Here is a 13,887-nt window from a genome sequence, read left to right as displayed (position 1 = left end):
CAGTCACTTTAGCGGCCCTAGTTCGCACGCGTCAGCGCGGGTTTTCCAGCGCCGCGGCTCAGGCAAACTCCGCGACGCTGAGGTGCCGGAACGCCGACCCGTGGAACACCAGCGGCTCGTGGGCATCGTCATGCGAGGCGTGGCCGTGGACGCGGAGCAGCACGACGCTGTGGTCCCCGGCGGGCACCTCGTTCTCCACTGAGCACTCGAGCCACAGGGCTGCCCGGTCCAGGAAAAGGGAACCCGATTCGTCGGTGTGCAGGTTCAGGCCCGCAAAACGGTCCCCGGACTTGGACGCAATCTGCTTGCAGATCCCCTCGTGGTCGGAGCCCAGGATCGATACCCCGATCCTGGCCGCGGGCCGCAGCACCGGCCAGGTACGGGAGGTGTTCTGCACGGCGAACATCACCAAGGGAGGATCCATCGAAACGCCCACGGTAAAGGATGACGCAACAATTCCCTGCGGCTGCCCGTCCACCACAGCGCACAACGCGGCAATGCCGGAGGGGAAACGTGAATAGGCACGGCGCAGGGCCGCGGGCTGAAGATCGGTAACAAGAGACATGCGAAGAGATTCCTCTGCCTTAAGCGCCGGACCGACGATTAACAACAGGGTCGGCACAAACGCGGTACTTGCCGCAGCCGGGAAGTTTTGCCGGGCGGCCGAATCGTCACCTGGAGCACCCCGCTACGGCGAGAGGGTTGCCGTCCAGCCGGCCAGGGCCCGTGGCTGGAACTCTTGATTCTTCTTCCAACGTAGGCGGCACGGGTGCACGCCTGCAAACACCTGCCTTAGTTCGTAAAACTCAGCTTCACAAAACTCCCCGCAGCGAATGAAAACTCCCCACGGTGAAGGGATAGAGTTTGGGCATGAAACAGCGGTGGTTTAAACAGGTGGACGTTTTTGGCAGCGAGCCGTATTTGGGGAATCCCCTCGCCGTGGTGCTGGAAGCCGAGGGACTTTCGGACTCCGACATGGAGTCCTTCGCGCGGTGGACGAATTTGTCCGAAACCACGTTCGTGCTGCCTCCCACCCGCGACGGCGCCGATTACCGGGTGCGGATCTTCACCCCCGGCGGAGAAATCCCGTTCGCTGGACACCCGACATTGGGTACCTGCCACGCGTGGCTGGAGGCCGGCAACAAGCGCCGCTATCCCGACGTCGTCGTGCAGGAATGCGGGATCGGCCTCGTAACGCTTCACGCCAACGCAGGCATTGCCGCGTTCGCCGCGCCGCCGCTGCTGCGCTCGGGCCCCTTGGAGGACGAAGTCCTGGACCAGGCACTGCGTGCGCTGAACCTGGACCGCACACAGATCCTCGCCTCCAACTGGATCGACAACGGCCCCGGCTGGCTCGGACTTCTGCTGCCCGACGCCGCTGCGGTGCTGGCACTGAAGCCGGATCCCACCATCATGGGCAACCTGCGCGTGGGCGTCATCGGCGCCCAGCCCGAGGACGCCGAAACCGACTTTGAGGTCCGCGCCTTCGTTCCCGGCCTGGGCATCACCGAAGATCCGGTGACCGGAAGCCTCAACGCCGGCCTCGCCCAATGGCTGATCGGCGCCTCCCTGGCACCGGAGCGCTATGTGGTCACGCAGGGAACCGCGGTGCAGCGGTCCGGCCGGGTCCGCGTGTTCACCCGCGACGGCAAGATCTGGGTGGGCGGATCCACCGTCACCTCCATCGACGGCACCGTCACCCTCTAGGCGCAGCGTGTTCAGCCTTCAGTCCCTTTCCCTGCCCGTAATCGGTGCGCCCATGGCGGGCGGGCCGTCCACGGCCGAACTCGCCGCGGCGGTCAGCAACACCGGCGGGCTGGGGTTCCTGGCCGCCGGCTACAAAAGCTCAGCAGCCGTGGCAGCGGAAATCGCCCGCACCCGGAGACTCACCCAGGCGCCGTTTGGCGTGAACCTCTTTGTTCCGGACCGCGCCAACACCTACCGCGCCGCTCCCGGCACCCCCGCTGCCGGCGCCACAGCCGGCGAAAAGCTGGCAGCGGCACTGGCCTTCCGGAACCTTCTCGCTGCCGGAACCGCAGCGGAACCCGGGCTGCCGGACCCCGACGACGACGACGGCTGGCCCGCCAAACTGGAACTGGTCCTGCAGGAACGGGTGCCGGCGGTGTCCTTTACCTTTGGACTGCCGGACCCGGAGATCCTGGCGGAACTCGCCGGGCGGGACATCTGCACGGTCGTCACCGTCACCGACGCTGCCGAAGCCCAGGCCGCGGCCGACGCCGGCGCCCGGATGCTCTGTGTCCAGGGGCCCGAGGCCGGAGGGCACCGCGGAACGCTGGACAGCGCCAAAGTTCCAGGCGACGTTCCCTTGGACCAGCTCCTCCGGGGGATCCGGAAGGCCTGCGACCTGCCCCTGATCGCTGCCGGAGGAATCTCTGCACCGGGTGACGCCGCCGCGGCATCTGCCGCCGGTGCTGCAGCCGTCCAGATAGGAACCCTGCTGCTGCTCAGCAGCGAAGCGGGCACCAGCCCGGTGCACCGGGCGGCCCTGCGGGAAGCAGCGCAGGGCGGGCGGTTTTCCGAAACGTCACTGACCCGGGCGTTCTCCGGCCGCCCGGCCCGCGGGCTGACCAACGCTTTCATGCGCGCCTATCCGGATGCGCCGGACGCCTATCCGTACGTCAACCAGATCACGGCTCCGCTGCGGGCCGCCGCAGCAGCGGCGGGGGATCCGGACGGGGTCAGCCTGTGGGCCGGCACGGGGTACCGGCTGGCCACGGAGCAGCCGGCAGCGGACATCGTCCGCCGGCTCGCCGGGAACTGACGAGGCAGCAGCGGCCTGAGCCGCCGCCCCGCCGCTGTTCAAGCCGCCGCCTCCGCCGCCGTTCAGGGCGCCGAGCTTACGGCACCGAAATCCGGATGAAGACCGACGCCGCGTCCTTCGCGGCCTTGGCCAGCGCCGCCGCTTTGGGATCCTGAACGTCCAGGAAACGCAGCCGGGCCAGAGCGCTCCAGGGACGAAAAACCGGCTCGCGGGCCAGCACCTCGAGCAGGGGCCGGTCGCCGCCGAACACCAGGTACTCGGGCGGATGCTCGGCGAAAATCCGGGCCGCCTGCTCCGCCGTCCGGGACTGCACATACCGGCTGCCTGCCTTGGAGGCGAGCAGCACGCCGTCGCGGGCGACCCCCACGGCGAAACCGCCGCGGCGCAGCAGTACGATTCCCAGCGTGCGGGACTGGCCGGCCAGCGAGACCAGGCGCTCGACGTCGTTCGAACCGCGCCCCGGCCGCCCGTCGTCCGGCCACGGCGCCAGCAGATCGGCTTCGGTGCCGTTGGCCGCCAGGAGATGCAGGCCGCCGTGCTCCGGAGTCAGGGTCAGCTCGCCGTTGCCGGCGGCGAACCGTTCCAGCCAGCCCGGCAGCCGGTCGGCGGAGACAAAGGTGGAGCGGGTGACGGGCATTTTGACGATTCTCCTGGCGGGACTGCTGGTTCGGTTGGGCAGAGCGCCGGCAGTCGCCGGGCCCGGTCAACGCTACGGCACGAGTAGCCTTGGGGAGTGAGTGATTTGTTCAGCAGCGACAGTGACGGCGACACCGATACCCGCGATGACAACGACGGCGGCGGGTTTGGTGCCGGTGCCGGCGACGACGGCCGGAAGCGCCCGCGCAGCCCGCTGGCCGTGCGGATGCGCCCGCGGTCGCTGGATGAGGTGGTGGGCCAGCAGCACCTGCTCGGACCCGGATCCCCGCTGCGCACCCTGGCGGAATCCGCCGACGACCGCGGCCCCGCCGGACCGTCGTCGGTCATGCTCTGGGGCCCTCCCGGCACGGGAAAAACCACGTTGGCCCACGTTGTGGCCCGCGGCTCCGGCCGGAAGTTCGTGGAGCTCTCCGCCATCACCGCCGGGGTGAAGGATGTCCGCCGGGTGATGGATGACGCACTGACCAACCGTGATCTGCACCGCATCACCACAGTGCTGTTCCTGGACGAGATCCACCGCTTCAACAAGGCGCAGCAGGACGCGCTGCTGCCCGGGGTGGAGAACCGCTGGGTGGTGCTGGTGGCCGCAACCACGGAAAATCCGTCCTTCTCGGTGGTCTCGCCGCTGCTCTCGCGCTCCCTGCTGCTGACGCTGAAGCCGCTCACCGAAGAGGACATTGCCGCCCTGCTGCAGCGGGCCGTGGAGGACGAGCGCGGCCTCGCCGGACGGGTAACCCTGAGTGATGAAGCGCTGGAGCATCTGGTGCGGCTGGCCGCCGGCGACGCGCGGCGCGGACTGACCGCGCTGGAGGCCGCCGCCGGCGTCGCCTATTCCGAACGGAACGACGCCGAAGGCATCCCCGAGGTCACGCTCAGCGACGCCGAAAAGGCACTGGACGTGGCGGCCCTGCGCTACGACCGCGCCGGCGACCAGCACTACGACGTCACCAGCGCCTTCATCAAGTCCCTGCGCGGTTCGGACGTGGACGCCGCCCTGCACTACCTGGCCAAAATGGTGGAAGCGGGGGAGGACCCCCGGTTCATTGCCCGCCGCCTGGTGATTTCCGCCGCCGAAGACGTGGGAATGGCCGATCCCACGGCGCTGCAGACGGCGGTGGCCGCAGCCCAGGCGGTGCAGCTGATCGGCATGCCCGAGGGCAGGATCATCCTGGCTGAGGCAGTGGTGCACATTGCCACCGCCCCCAAGTCCAACGCCGCCTACAACGGCATCAATGCGGCCATCGCCGACGTGCGCGCGGGGCGCGGGCAGGGGATCCCCGCGCACCTGCGGGATGCCCACTATCCCGGAGCAAAGCAGCTCGGCCACGGCAAGGGATACGTCTACTCCCACGACGAACCGCACGGCGTTGCCCGGCAGCAGTATCCGCCGGATGACCTGGTGGGCCGCGACTACTACGAGCCCACGGGCAACGGTGTTGAACGGGACATCTCGGCGCGGCTGGAACGGCTGCGCGGGATCATCCGGGGAAAGTAACGCCCCCGGTGGGCGTGCTAGGATTGATGGTTGACTGGCAAGCGCGACGCCGGACCCCCCTTCGAAGCTGATAGCGGCGAAGTTGTGCCCGGTGCCGTGTCTGTAGCAGAAGGCAGCGGTTGGCCCGAGCTCTCCCTAATGGAGGCCAGTACTTACATATCAGTCATCACGGTATCCGGTGAAAACCAGGGCTGCGGTGGCCAAACCGCCAAAACAGTGAAAGGTGAACGTGGCTAACAACACACGTGCACGCCGTCAGGCCCGCGCTTCGCGCGCCCTCGGCATTGCTTTGACCCCCAAGGCAGCCAAGTACTTCGAGCGTCGTCCTTACCCCCCGGGTGAGCACGGCCGCGCACGTCGCAAGCAGGACAGCGACTACGCGGTACGCCTGCGTGAAAAGCAGCGTCTGCGCGCCCAGTACGGCATCCGCGAAGCACAGATGACCCGTGTCTTCGAGGAAGCCCGCCGCACCGCCGGTCTGACCGGTGAAAACCTGATCGAGCTGCTCGAGATGCGTCTCGACGCCCTCGTGCTGCGCTCGGGCTTCGCCCGTACGATCGCCCAGGCCCGCCAGCTTGTTGTGCACCGTCACATCATGGTTGACGGCGCCCGCGTGGACCGCCCGTCGTTCCGCGTTTCCGAAGGCCAGCTCATCCATGTGCACATGCGCAGCGAGACCATGACGCCGTTCCAGGTTGCCGCTGCCGGCGCCCACCGCGACGTCCTGCCCGCCGTTCCCGGTTACCTGGATGTTTCCCTGGACAAGCTGCAGGCCCGCCTTGTGCGCCGCCCGAAGCGCTCGGAAGTTCCCGTGACCTGTGAAGAGCAGCTCGTCGTGGAATACTACGCACGCTAATCTCGAGTTTTTCTCGATTTATCGCAACAGCCCGCGGCCCCCGCCGCGGGCTGTTCGGTTATGCGGCCCCTTTGCCGGCCGCGCACGCCCCGCAGGGGCGAGTAAGTGCTGCAGCCGCGAAGTAGGTAAGGTACATAGCGGAAAGTCCAAGTTACAACCCCAAGATTCAACCCCAAGAGGAGTGCCATGTCGGGTGGAGATATTGCCGGTCTGATTGCTGCCGGTGTGTTCGCAGTGCTGGTAGTGCTGCTGGCCGTCCCGATCTGGAAGCTGGGCAAGGTGTTTGATGAACTGCGCGGCGCCATTCGCACCATCAGCAACGAGACCACCCCGCTGATCGAGGAAGTCACCACCACGGTGTCCTCCACCAACCTGCAGCTGCAGAAGGTGGACGGCATTTCCTCCAACGTCTCGGACGCCACGGCCAACATTTCCGCGCTGTCCTCCCTGGTGGCTGCAACAGTCGGGTCTCCGCTGATCAAGGTTTCGGCCTTCAGCTACGGAGTCCGTTCGGCCCTTTCCTCCCGCGGCAAGAGCCGCGGCCGCCGCAGCCGCTAAACCCGCCACCAGCACAGGAGCGAAGAGCATGATCAAACGAGTCTTTTGGATGTCCATCGGTGTCACCATCGGAGTCATCGCCGTCCGCCGTCTCTCGGACGCCAAGAACACCCTGGGTCCGGCCGGACTCAACCAGGCCATCGGCACCGCCGCCGGCGCCCTGCAGAACTTCGCCGACGCGTTCCGTGACGGCATGACTGAACGTGAAGGCGAACTGCGCACCGCCTTGGGCATGGACACCGGCGACACGGTCGCCGACACCATGGCCGCCGCGCGCCGCTGACCGCCGGAACCTAGCCTGCACCACCTGGCACGCCGCACCGTCTGGAACGCCGTGCCAGCAGCATCAACCTGCGAACGCCTGAATTACCGGAAGGGTAAAAAGCACCATGAAGTCCCACGAGATTGCACGCCGCTGGCTGGATTTCTTCAGCGACAAGGGCCACACGGTGGTTCCCTCCGCGTCCCTCGTTACCAATGATCCGTCGCTGCTTTTCACCGTGGCCGGCATGGTGCCTTTCATCCCTTACCTCACCGCCCGTGAAAAGGCCCCGTACAAGCGGGCCACCAGCGTGCAGAAGTGCATCCGCACCGCGGACATCGAGGAAGTGGGCAAGACCGCGCGTCACGGCACCTTCTTCCAGATGGCCGGCAACTTCTCCTTCGGCGACTACTTCAAGGAAGAAGCCATCGGCTTCGCCTGGGAACTGCTGACGAAGCCGGTTGCCGACGGCGGCTTCGGCCTGCCGTCCGAAAAGCTGTGGATCACGGTCTACGAGGAGGACGACGAAGCCCTCGCCATCTGGCGCGACAAGATCGGCGTTCCCGCCGAACGCATCCAGAAATTCGGCAAGAAGGACAACTACTGGTCCACCGGACAGCCCGGCCCCGCCGGCCCCAGCTCCGAGATCTTCTACGACCGCGGACCTGCCTACGGCGTCGACGGCGGCCCGGCGGCTGACGATGACCGGTACGTGGAAATCTGGAACCTCGTGTTCATGCAGTACCAGCGCGGCGAAGGCACCGGCAAGGACAGCTTCGAGATCCTCGGCGAACTGCCGCAGAAGAACATCGACACCGGCCTCGGCCTGGAGCGTCTGGCCATGATTCTCCAGGGCGTGGAGAACATGTACGAGACTGACCAGGTCCGCCCGGTCCTGGACAAGGCCTCGGAGCTCTCCGGCAAGGAGTACACCTCCGCCGAGGACCCCTCCGATCCGCACCACACCGACGACGTGCGGATGCGCGTGGTCGCCGACCACGTCCGCTCGGCCCTGCTGCTGATCGCCGACGGCGTGAGCCCCTCCAATGAAGGCCGCGGCTACGTGCTGCGCCGCCTGATCCGGCGTGCGGTGCGCAGCATGCGCCTGCTGGGCGTGGAGACCGCCGTCCTGCCCGAGCTGCTTCCCGTCTCCCGCGACGCGATGAAGGGCACCTACCCCGAGGTCGAAACCGACTTCGCCCGCATCAGCCGCATCGCCTACGCCGAGGAAAAAGCGTTCCTGCGCACCATTGCCTCCGGCACCGAGCGCCTCGAGGAAGCCGTCAAGGAATCCCAGGCCGCCAACAAGCCGCTCTCCGGCGAAGACGCCTTCACCCTGCATGACACCTACGGCTTCCCGATCGACCTCACGCTGGAAATGGCCGAGGAAGCGGGCCTGAAGGTCGACGAGGCCGGATTCCGCTCCCTGATGCTGGAACAGCGCCAGCGCGCCCAGGCGGATGCCCGCGGCAAGAAGCACGGCCACAACGACGTCTCGGTGTTCAACGAACTGCTGGCCGCCGGCTCCACCGTCTTCACCGGCTACGACGAGCTGACCAGCGAATCCCTGGTGCGCGGCATCATCTCGGGCGGCGCCCGGGTTCCGCACGCCGGCCAGGGCTCGGAAATCTCCCTGGTGCTGAACGAAACTCCGTTCTACGCCGAAGCCGGCGGCCAGGCCGCCGACACCGGCCTGATCACCGGTGACGGTTTCGTCCTCGAAGTGCAGGACGTGCAGCGCCCGGTCAAGGGCCTGAGCGTGCACAAGGCCATCGTCCGGGAAGGCGAAATCGCCGAGGGCTCGGCCGTGCTGGCTGCCGTCGACGCCCAGCGCCGCCACGAGGCCGAGCAGGCGCACTCCGGCACGCACATCGTGCACGCTGCACTGCACCAGATCCTGGGCCCGGAGGCGCTGCAGCGCGGCTCCTTCAACAAGGCCGGCTACCTCCGCTTCGACTTCTCCTGGGGCGAAGGCCTCTCGGACGCCGCCAAGTCTGAAATCGAAGAGGTGTCCAACCTCGCGATCCGCAGCAACTACCAGGTCGAGACCAAGGTCATGTCCCTGGCCGAGGCCAAGGCCCTGGGTGCGATGGCGCTGTTTGGCGAGGCCTACGGCGACATGGTGCGCGTTGTGGAGATGAACGGCGACTGGTCCCGCGAACTCTGCGGCGGCACGCACGTCGAATCCACCTCCCGCATCGGCAGCCTCACGCTGCTGGGCGAGCAGTCAGTGGGCTCGGGAAACCGCCGCGTGGAAGCCTTCGTGGGCATGGATGCCTTCCGGCACCTGGCCGCGGAACGCGCACTGGTCAACGAGCTCTCCGAAATGCTCAAGGTTCCGTCCGTTCAACTGCCGGACCGCCTGGCCGCCACCCTGGCCAAGCTGAAGTCCACCGAAAAGGAACTCGAGCGCCTGCGCCGCGAGCAGCTGGCCGCGTCCGCCGCGGCACTGGTGGGCAAGGCAGTTGACGTCGACGGCGTCCGTGTTCTTGCACACGACGCCGGACCCGGAGCCGGTGCGGATGACCTCCGCACCCTGGCCCTGGACCTGCGCTCCCGCCTGGGTGCGGGCGCCGCCGTCGTCGCCGTTGCCGGGGTGTCCAATTCCCGCCCCGTGGTGATTGTGGCCACGAACGAGGAAGCACGTTCCGCAGGCGTCAAGGCCGGTGCGCTGGTGAAGCTTGCCGCCGGCGTGCTCGGCGGCGGCGGCGGCGGCAAGGACGATGTGGCGCAGGGCGGCGGCTCGGACGCTTCCAAGCTCGGTGAGGCACTCACCGCCATCCAAGCCGCAGTTGCCAACCGGGGCTGACAATGGAGCTGCAGGACTACCCCCGCGGGGTTAAGTTGGGGGTAGACGTCGGCCTGGCCCGGGTGGGCCTGGCCGTGAGCGATCCGGACGGGATGCTGGCCATGCCGGTGAAAACCCTGAAGCGGGACGCGAAAAAGAACAGCGACATCAAGGTACTCGTCCGCGAGGCTGCTGACCGCAATGCCGTTCAGGTATTCGTTGGCCTGCCGCGCAGCATGCGCGGCACGGAAACCGCCTCAACCCAGATGGCCCGGGACTACGCCGATCTGCTGCTGACCGAACTGGAACGCAGCGGCAACGGTCTTCCCGTTCACCTCGTGGACGAGCGCCTCACCACTGTGAGCGCGCATCGTTCGTTGCACGAAGCTGGCTTGAACAGCAAGGATCACCGTAGAGTGGTGGATCAAGCGGCCGCTGTAGCGATTCTGCAGCAGGCCATTGACATGCAGCGTTCCCTTGGACGCGATGTGGGGGAGCCGGTCACATCATGCCGGCAGCAGCGCCAGACAGGCGCCCTGCCGGCCCCGACACAGGAGCCAATCATTTCCCAGGACAACAAGCGCGGAAACGGGTCCGCGCTGTGAGCCACAGATATCCGGATTTTCCGCCCATGGGAGCGGAACCGGACTATGAACCGAACGCCCATCACGGAGCTGACCAGGCTGGAGGCAACCCTCCGGTGGAAGACTTCTTCGAGGACGAGCAGGACACGCGCGGCAACAGCCGCCCCACCGGGGAGAAACAGCGCCGCCGCCGCCGTCGCACCATCGTCATGCTCGTTGTGCTGGTGTTTTTTGGGGGCGTCGTCTTCGGCCTCACCATGTTCCTTCGGGACCTGCTGGGACTGAATGAGATCAAGGACTATGAAGGCGCCGGAACGGGAAGCGTGAGCTTCACGGTCGCCGAGGGCGACGGACCGATGATCATCGGCACGAAGCTGGAAACGGCGGACATCGTCGCCACGGCCAAGGAATTCGTTAACGCGTTCGCCGAAGAGGCCGAGGGCCGGCAGATCCAGCCCGGATCCTATGAAATGAAGCAGCAGATGTCATCCTCGGCTGCTCTCGAAGCGCTGCTGGGCGAGCAGGGTGCCGCGGTGCACTACGCCGCCGTTGCCCGCGACCTGCGCCAGGGCGAAGTGTTCGACATCCTCAGTGCATCCACCGGAATTCCGCTGGCGGAGTTCGAGGCCCTGGCCGAGGATCCGGAAGCCTTCGGGCTGCCGGCCGAGGCAGTGAGCCTGGAGGGCTACCTGCACCCGGGTGAATACCGCTTCCCGCTGGAGCAGGACGCAACCTCCATCATCGAGGAGATGATCGGCAATACCTTCGCCACGCTCGAGGACGCCGAAATCACTGATCCCGCCGAGCAGTACCGGATCCTGACCAAGGCCAGCATTATCCAGGCGGAGGCCGGAGAGGCCGACTACGCCAAGGTTGCCGGTTCAATCCAGAACCGTCTCCGGGCCGACAACGTGGAAACCAGCGGGCTGATCCAGTCCGATGCCACCGTGACGTACGGCCTGAACCGCAAGAGCTACGACCTGACGCCCGAGGAAAAGGCGGACAAGTCGAACCCGTACAACACGTACGCCAACCCGGGGCTGCCCGTCGGACCCATCGGTTCGCCGAGCAAGGAGGCCATCGATGCGGCCGCCAACCCCGCTGACGTTCCGTACTACTACTGGGTGACTGTGAACCTGGACACCGGCCAGACCGAGTTCTCCTCCACCCTGGCCGAGCACGCCAAGTACGTGCTGGAGTACCAGGAATGGTGCGGCACCCAGAAACCGGGCAGGTGCGGGTAGTTGACGGAGCGTCCCCGGCGGGCAGCCGTCCTGGGGCATCCCATCGGCCACTCCAAGTCGCCGATGCTGCACCGCGCCGCCTATCAGTACCTCGGGTTCAACTGCACCTATGATTCCCTGGACGTCCCCGAGGAGGACGCGGCAGCCTTTGCCGCGTCCCTTCGGGTGCCCGACCCCGCGGAACCGCAGTGGGCCGGGCTCTCCGTCACCATGCCCCTGAAGTCCGCGCTGCTCCCGGCCATGGACAGGCTCACCGCCACCGCCGCGGACTTGCAGGTCCTGAACACCGTGACCTTCGAGTACACCGGCGCCGGAGTCGTCCTCACCGGGCACAACACCGATGTGGCCGGCATCGTGAACGCCCTGCGCCACGCGGGTGCCCGGAGCACGCCGCGTGTGATCATCCTCGGCGCCGGCGGCACCGCCTGCGCCGCTGTTGCGGCAGCGGGCCGGCTCGGCGCCGCTTCGGTGACGGTCTGCGCCCGCCGGTTTCCCGCACGGGAAAACGGCACCGCGGCGGTGGCCGACGTCGGCCGCCGCACCGGCACCGCGCTGGAGCTGCGGCCCTGGACCGATGCGGCGGCGCTCTGCGCGGATGCCGACGTCGTGATCTCCACCCTTCCTCCGTACGGCGCCGATGCCTTGGCCGACGCCCTGGCCGCGGCACCGAGGGCCGTTGCCGGGCCGGGCGCCGTCCTCCTCGACGTGGCCTACAACCCGTGGCCCAGCAGCATCGCCCGGGTCTGGACCGCGCAGGGCGGCCGGATCGTGCCCGGACTGGAAATGCTGCTCTATCAGGCAGTGGAACAGGTGCGGCTCTTCGCCGGCGGGAAGTTCCGTGACGAGAATGCCGTCACAAACGTGATGTGTGACGCGGTCGGTGCGCCGCGGCGCTGAAGCCGCGCGCCGATCATGGCAGTATTGAAACCATGTTGCGTTGGTTGACCGCCGGTGAGTCCCATGGGCCTGCACTGGTAGGAATAGTTGAGGGCGTCCCTGCAGGCGTCGAAGTGAACACCTCCCTGATCCAAGAGGCGCTGGCGCGCCGACGGCTCGGCTATGGGCGCGGCGCCCGGATGAAGTTCGAACAGGACCAGGTCCGCATCCTCGGCGGAGTGCGGCACGGGCTCACCCAGGGCGGCCCCGTTGCCATCGAGGTGGGCAACACCGAGTGGCCGAAGTGGGAGCAGGTCATGTCTCCGGATCCGGTGGACCCGGCACTGCTGGCCGAGTCCGCGCGCAACGCCCCGCTGACCCGCCCGCGCCCCGGACACGCAGACTTTACCGGCATGCAGAAATACGGCTTCGACGAGGCCCGTCCCGTGCTGGAGCGTGCCAGCGCCCGCGAAACCGCCGCCCGCGTGGCCTTGGGCGCGGTGGCCTCCTCGTTCCTGAAGTCCCTGGGCGTTGAACTGGTTTCCCACACCGTGAGCATCGCCGGTGTCGGCAGCCCCGAAGGATCGGCGCTGCCCGGCCCCGCCGACGTCGCCGCCCTCGACGCCGATCCCCTGCGCTGCTTCAACGCGGACGTGTCCGCGGCAATGGTGGCCGAGGTGGACGCTGCCCACAAGGACGGCGAGACCCTCGGCGGCGTGGTGGAGGTTGTTGCCTACGGCCTGCCGCCGGGACTGGGCAGCTACACGCACTGGGACCGCCGGCTCGACGCGCGGATCGCCGGTGCCCTGATGGGCATCCAGGCGATCAAGGGCGTGGAGATCGGTGACGGCTTCCTCACCGCGGCCCGCCGCGGCTCCGCCGCGCACGACGAAATCCTCCAGGACGCCGCGGGCCGCGTGGTCCGCTCCGGCAACCGCGCCGGAGGCATCGAAGGCGGCATGAGCATCGGTGAGGTGCTGCGGGTGCGGGCGGCCATGAAGCCGATCGCCACCGTCCCGCACGCACTGCAGACAGTGGACGTCAGCACCGGCGAGCCGGCCCGCGCCCACCACCAGCGCTCCGACGTGTGCGCCGTGCCGGCGGCCGGCGTAGTGGCCGAGGCCATGGTCGCGCTCGTGTTGGCGGAGGCGGTCACCGAGAAATTCGGCGGCGATTCCGTGGCCGAGACGGCGCGGAACCTGCGGTCCTACCTGGAGAACATTCCGGGCGCCCTGGCATCGGCTGGCACCAGTGTCCGGACAGACTGACCAGTCCTGCCGGCACATTGTCCTGATCGGCTTCATGGCGGCCGGCAAGTCGGTGGTGGGGCGCGAGTTGGCGGCCCGCCGTCAGCTGAAGTTCACCGACACCGATCAGCTCGTCACCGAGCGCCACGGTCCCATTCCGGAACTCTTTTCCGCACGCGGGGAATGTTACTTCCGTGAGGTTGAAGCCCGCTGCGTGGCTGCGGCGCTGGCCGAAAAACCCTGCGCCGTCATTTCTTTGGGCGGCGGAGCGGTGCTGGACACCGGGACGCAGCAGCTGCTGTGCCGCTCCACCGTAGTGTTTCTGGACACCGACCTGGAAACAGTTTTGCCCCGCATTATCCGCTCCGGGCACCGCCCCATGCTTGCCGGCGACCCCGTGCGCCGCTGGCAGGAACTGGCCAAGGCCCGGCGGCCCGTTTACGAATCCCTGGCCGACATCACCATTGACACCAGGGGACTCACCGTCACGGCCATCATCGACCGGCTGACGACAATCCTCAATGAAGGAGCTTAACTC

14 protein-coding genes and 1 riboswitch are annotated in these 13,887 nt (G+C 67.5%); of the genes, 12 read left to right on the top strand and 2 right to left on the bottom strand.

Annotated elements, in window-relative coordinates; genetic code table 11:
- Window positions 1–58: 58 nt before the first annotated feature.
- The gene (locus QNO08_RS10630) at window positions 59–565 is read right to left on the bottom strand and encodes a flavin reductase family protein (protein WP_229965531.1); all 507 of its coding nucleotides are present in this window, start codon (window positions 563–565) and stop codon (window positions 59–61) included.
- A 59-nt stretch (window positions 566–624) separates the two neighbouring features.
- Window positions 625–745: riboswitch (SAM riboswitch) on the bottom strand.
- Window positions 746–870: 125 nt separating this feature from the next.
- On the opposite strand from QNO08_RS10630, the gene QNO08_RS10625 reads away from it, so the two are divergent.
- Together QNO08_RS10625 and QNO08_RS10620 are read left to right on the top strand one after the other, a co-directional pair.
- A complete protein-coding gene (locus QNO08_RS10625) occupies window positions 871–1,707 on the top strand; it encodes a PhzF family phenazine biosynthesis protein (protein WP_229965533.1) in 837 nt (278 codons plus the stop codon).
- A 7-nt stretch (window positions 1,708–1,714) separates the two neighbouring features.
- Window positions 1,715–2,782, top strand: coding sequence for a nitronate monooxygenase (locus tag QNO08_RS10620; protein ID WP_284015783.1), 1,068 nt, complete (start codon window positions 1,715–1,717; stop codon window positions 2,780–2,782).
- A 76-nt stretch (window positions 2,783–2,858) separates the two neighbouring features.
- Here QNO08_RS10620 and QNO08_RS10615 read toward each other — a convergent pair whose 3' ends face one another.
- Entirely contained in the window at window positions 2,859–3,419 is a 561-nt protein-coding gene (locus QNO08_RS10615; protein ID WP_229965535.1) for a Vms1/Ankzf1 family peptidyl-tRNA hydrolase, read from the bottom strand.
- Between the two features lie 96 nt (window positions 3,420–3,515).
- Between QNO08_RS10615 and QNO08_RS10610 the strand changes: the two genes are divergently transcribed.
- From QNO08_RS10610 to QNO08_RS10565, 10 genes are all read left to right on the top strand, one after another.
- The gene (locus QNO08_RS10610; protein WP_229965536.1) at window positions 3,516–4,934 is read left to right on the top strand and encodes a replication-associated recombination protein A; all 1,419 of its coding nucleotides are present in this window, start codon (window positions 3,516–3,518) and stop codon (window positions 4,932–4,934) included.
- A gap of 229 nt (window positions 4,935–5,163) precedes the next feature.
- Window positions 5,164–5,790, top strand: a complete 627-nt coding sequence (rpsD, locus tag QNO08_RS10605) for a 30S ribosomal protein S4 (protein ID WP_229965537.1) — start codon at window positions 5,164–5,166, stop codon at window positions 5,788–5,790.
- Between the two features lie 186 nt (window positions 5,791–5,976).
- A complete protein-coding gene (locus QNO08_RS10600) occupies window positions 5,977–6,348 on the top strand; it encodes a DUF948 domain-containing protein (RefSeq protein ID WP_229965539.1) in 372 nt (123 codons plus the stop codon).
- A gap of 28 nt (window positions 6,349–6,376) precedes the next feature.
- Window positions 6,377–6,631 (top strand): hypothetical protein, encoded by a 255-nt coding sequence (locus tag QNO08_RS10595; protein WP_231712420.1) that lies wholly within the window; start codon window positions 6,377–6,379, stop codon window positions 6,629–6,631.
- Between the two features lie 106 nt (window positions 6,632–6,737).
- Entirely contained in the window at window positions 6,738–9,419 is a 2,682-nt protein-coding gene (alaS, locus tag QNO08_RS10590; RefSeq protein ID WP_229965540.1) for an alanine--tRNA ligase, read from the top strand.
- A gap of 2 nt (window positions 9,420–9,421) precedes the next feature.
- On the top strand, window positions 9,422–10,003 hold the full coding sequence (gene ruvX, locus QNO08_RS10585) for a Holliday junction resolvase RuvX (RefSeq protein ID WP_229965542.1): 582 nt from the start codon (window positions 9,422–9,424) through the stop codon (window positions 10,001–10,003).
- 26 nt (window positions 10,004–10,029) lie between these two features.
- Window positions 10,030–11,226 (top strand): endolytic transglycosylase MltG, encoded by a 1,197-nt coding sequence (gene mltG, locus QNO08_RS10580; protein WP_229965544.1) that lies wholly within the window; start codon window positions 10,030–10,032, stop codon window positions 11,224–11,226.
- Window positions 11,227–12,123, top strand: coding sequence for a shikimate dehydrogenase family protein (locus QNO08_RS10575; protein WP_269439160.1), 897 nt, complete (start codon window positions 11,227–11,229; stop codon window positions 12,121–12,123).
- A 32-nt stretch (window positions 12,124–12,155) separates the two neighbouring features.
- Window positions 12,156–13,370, top strand: coding sequence for a chorismate synthase (gene aroC / locus QNO08_RS10570; protein WP_229965546.1), 1,215 nt, complete (start codon window positions 12,156–12,158; stop codon window positions 13,368–13,370).
- Window positions 13,354–13,884 carry a shikimate kinase gene (locus tag QNO08_RS10565; RefSeq protein WP_229965547.1) on the top strand — a complete coding sequence of 177 codons (531 nt, stop codon included), beginning with the start codon at window positions 13,354–13,356 and terminating at the stop codon, window positions 13,882–13,884. The genes aroC and QNO08_RS10565 overlap by 17 nt, the downstream gene beginning before the upstream one ends.
- Window positions 13,885–13,887: the final 3 nt, after the last annotated feature.

The organism is Arthrobacter sp. zg-Y820, assembly GCF_030142155.1.
GTDB lineage: Bacteria > Actinomycetota > Actinomycetes > Actinomycetales > Micrococcaceae > Arthrobacter_B.
This window is presented reverse-complemented; position numbering and strand designations above follow the sequence as displayed.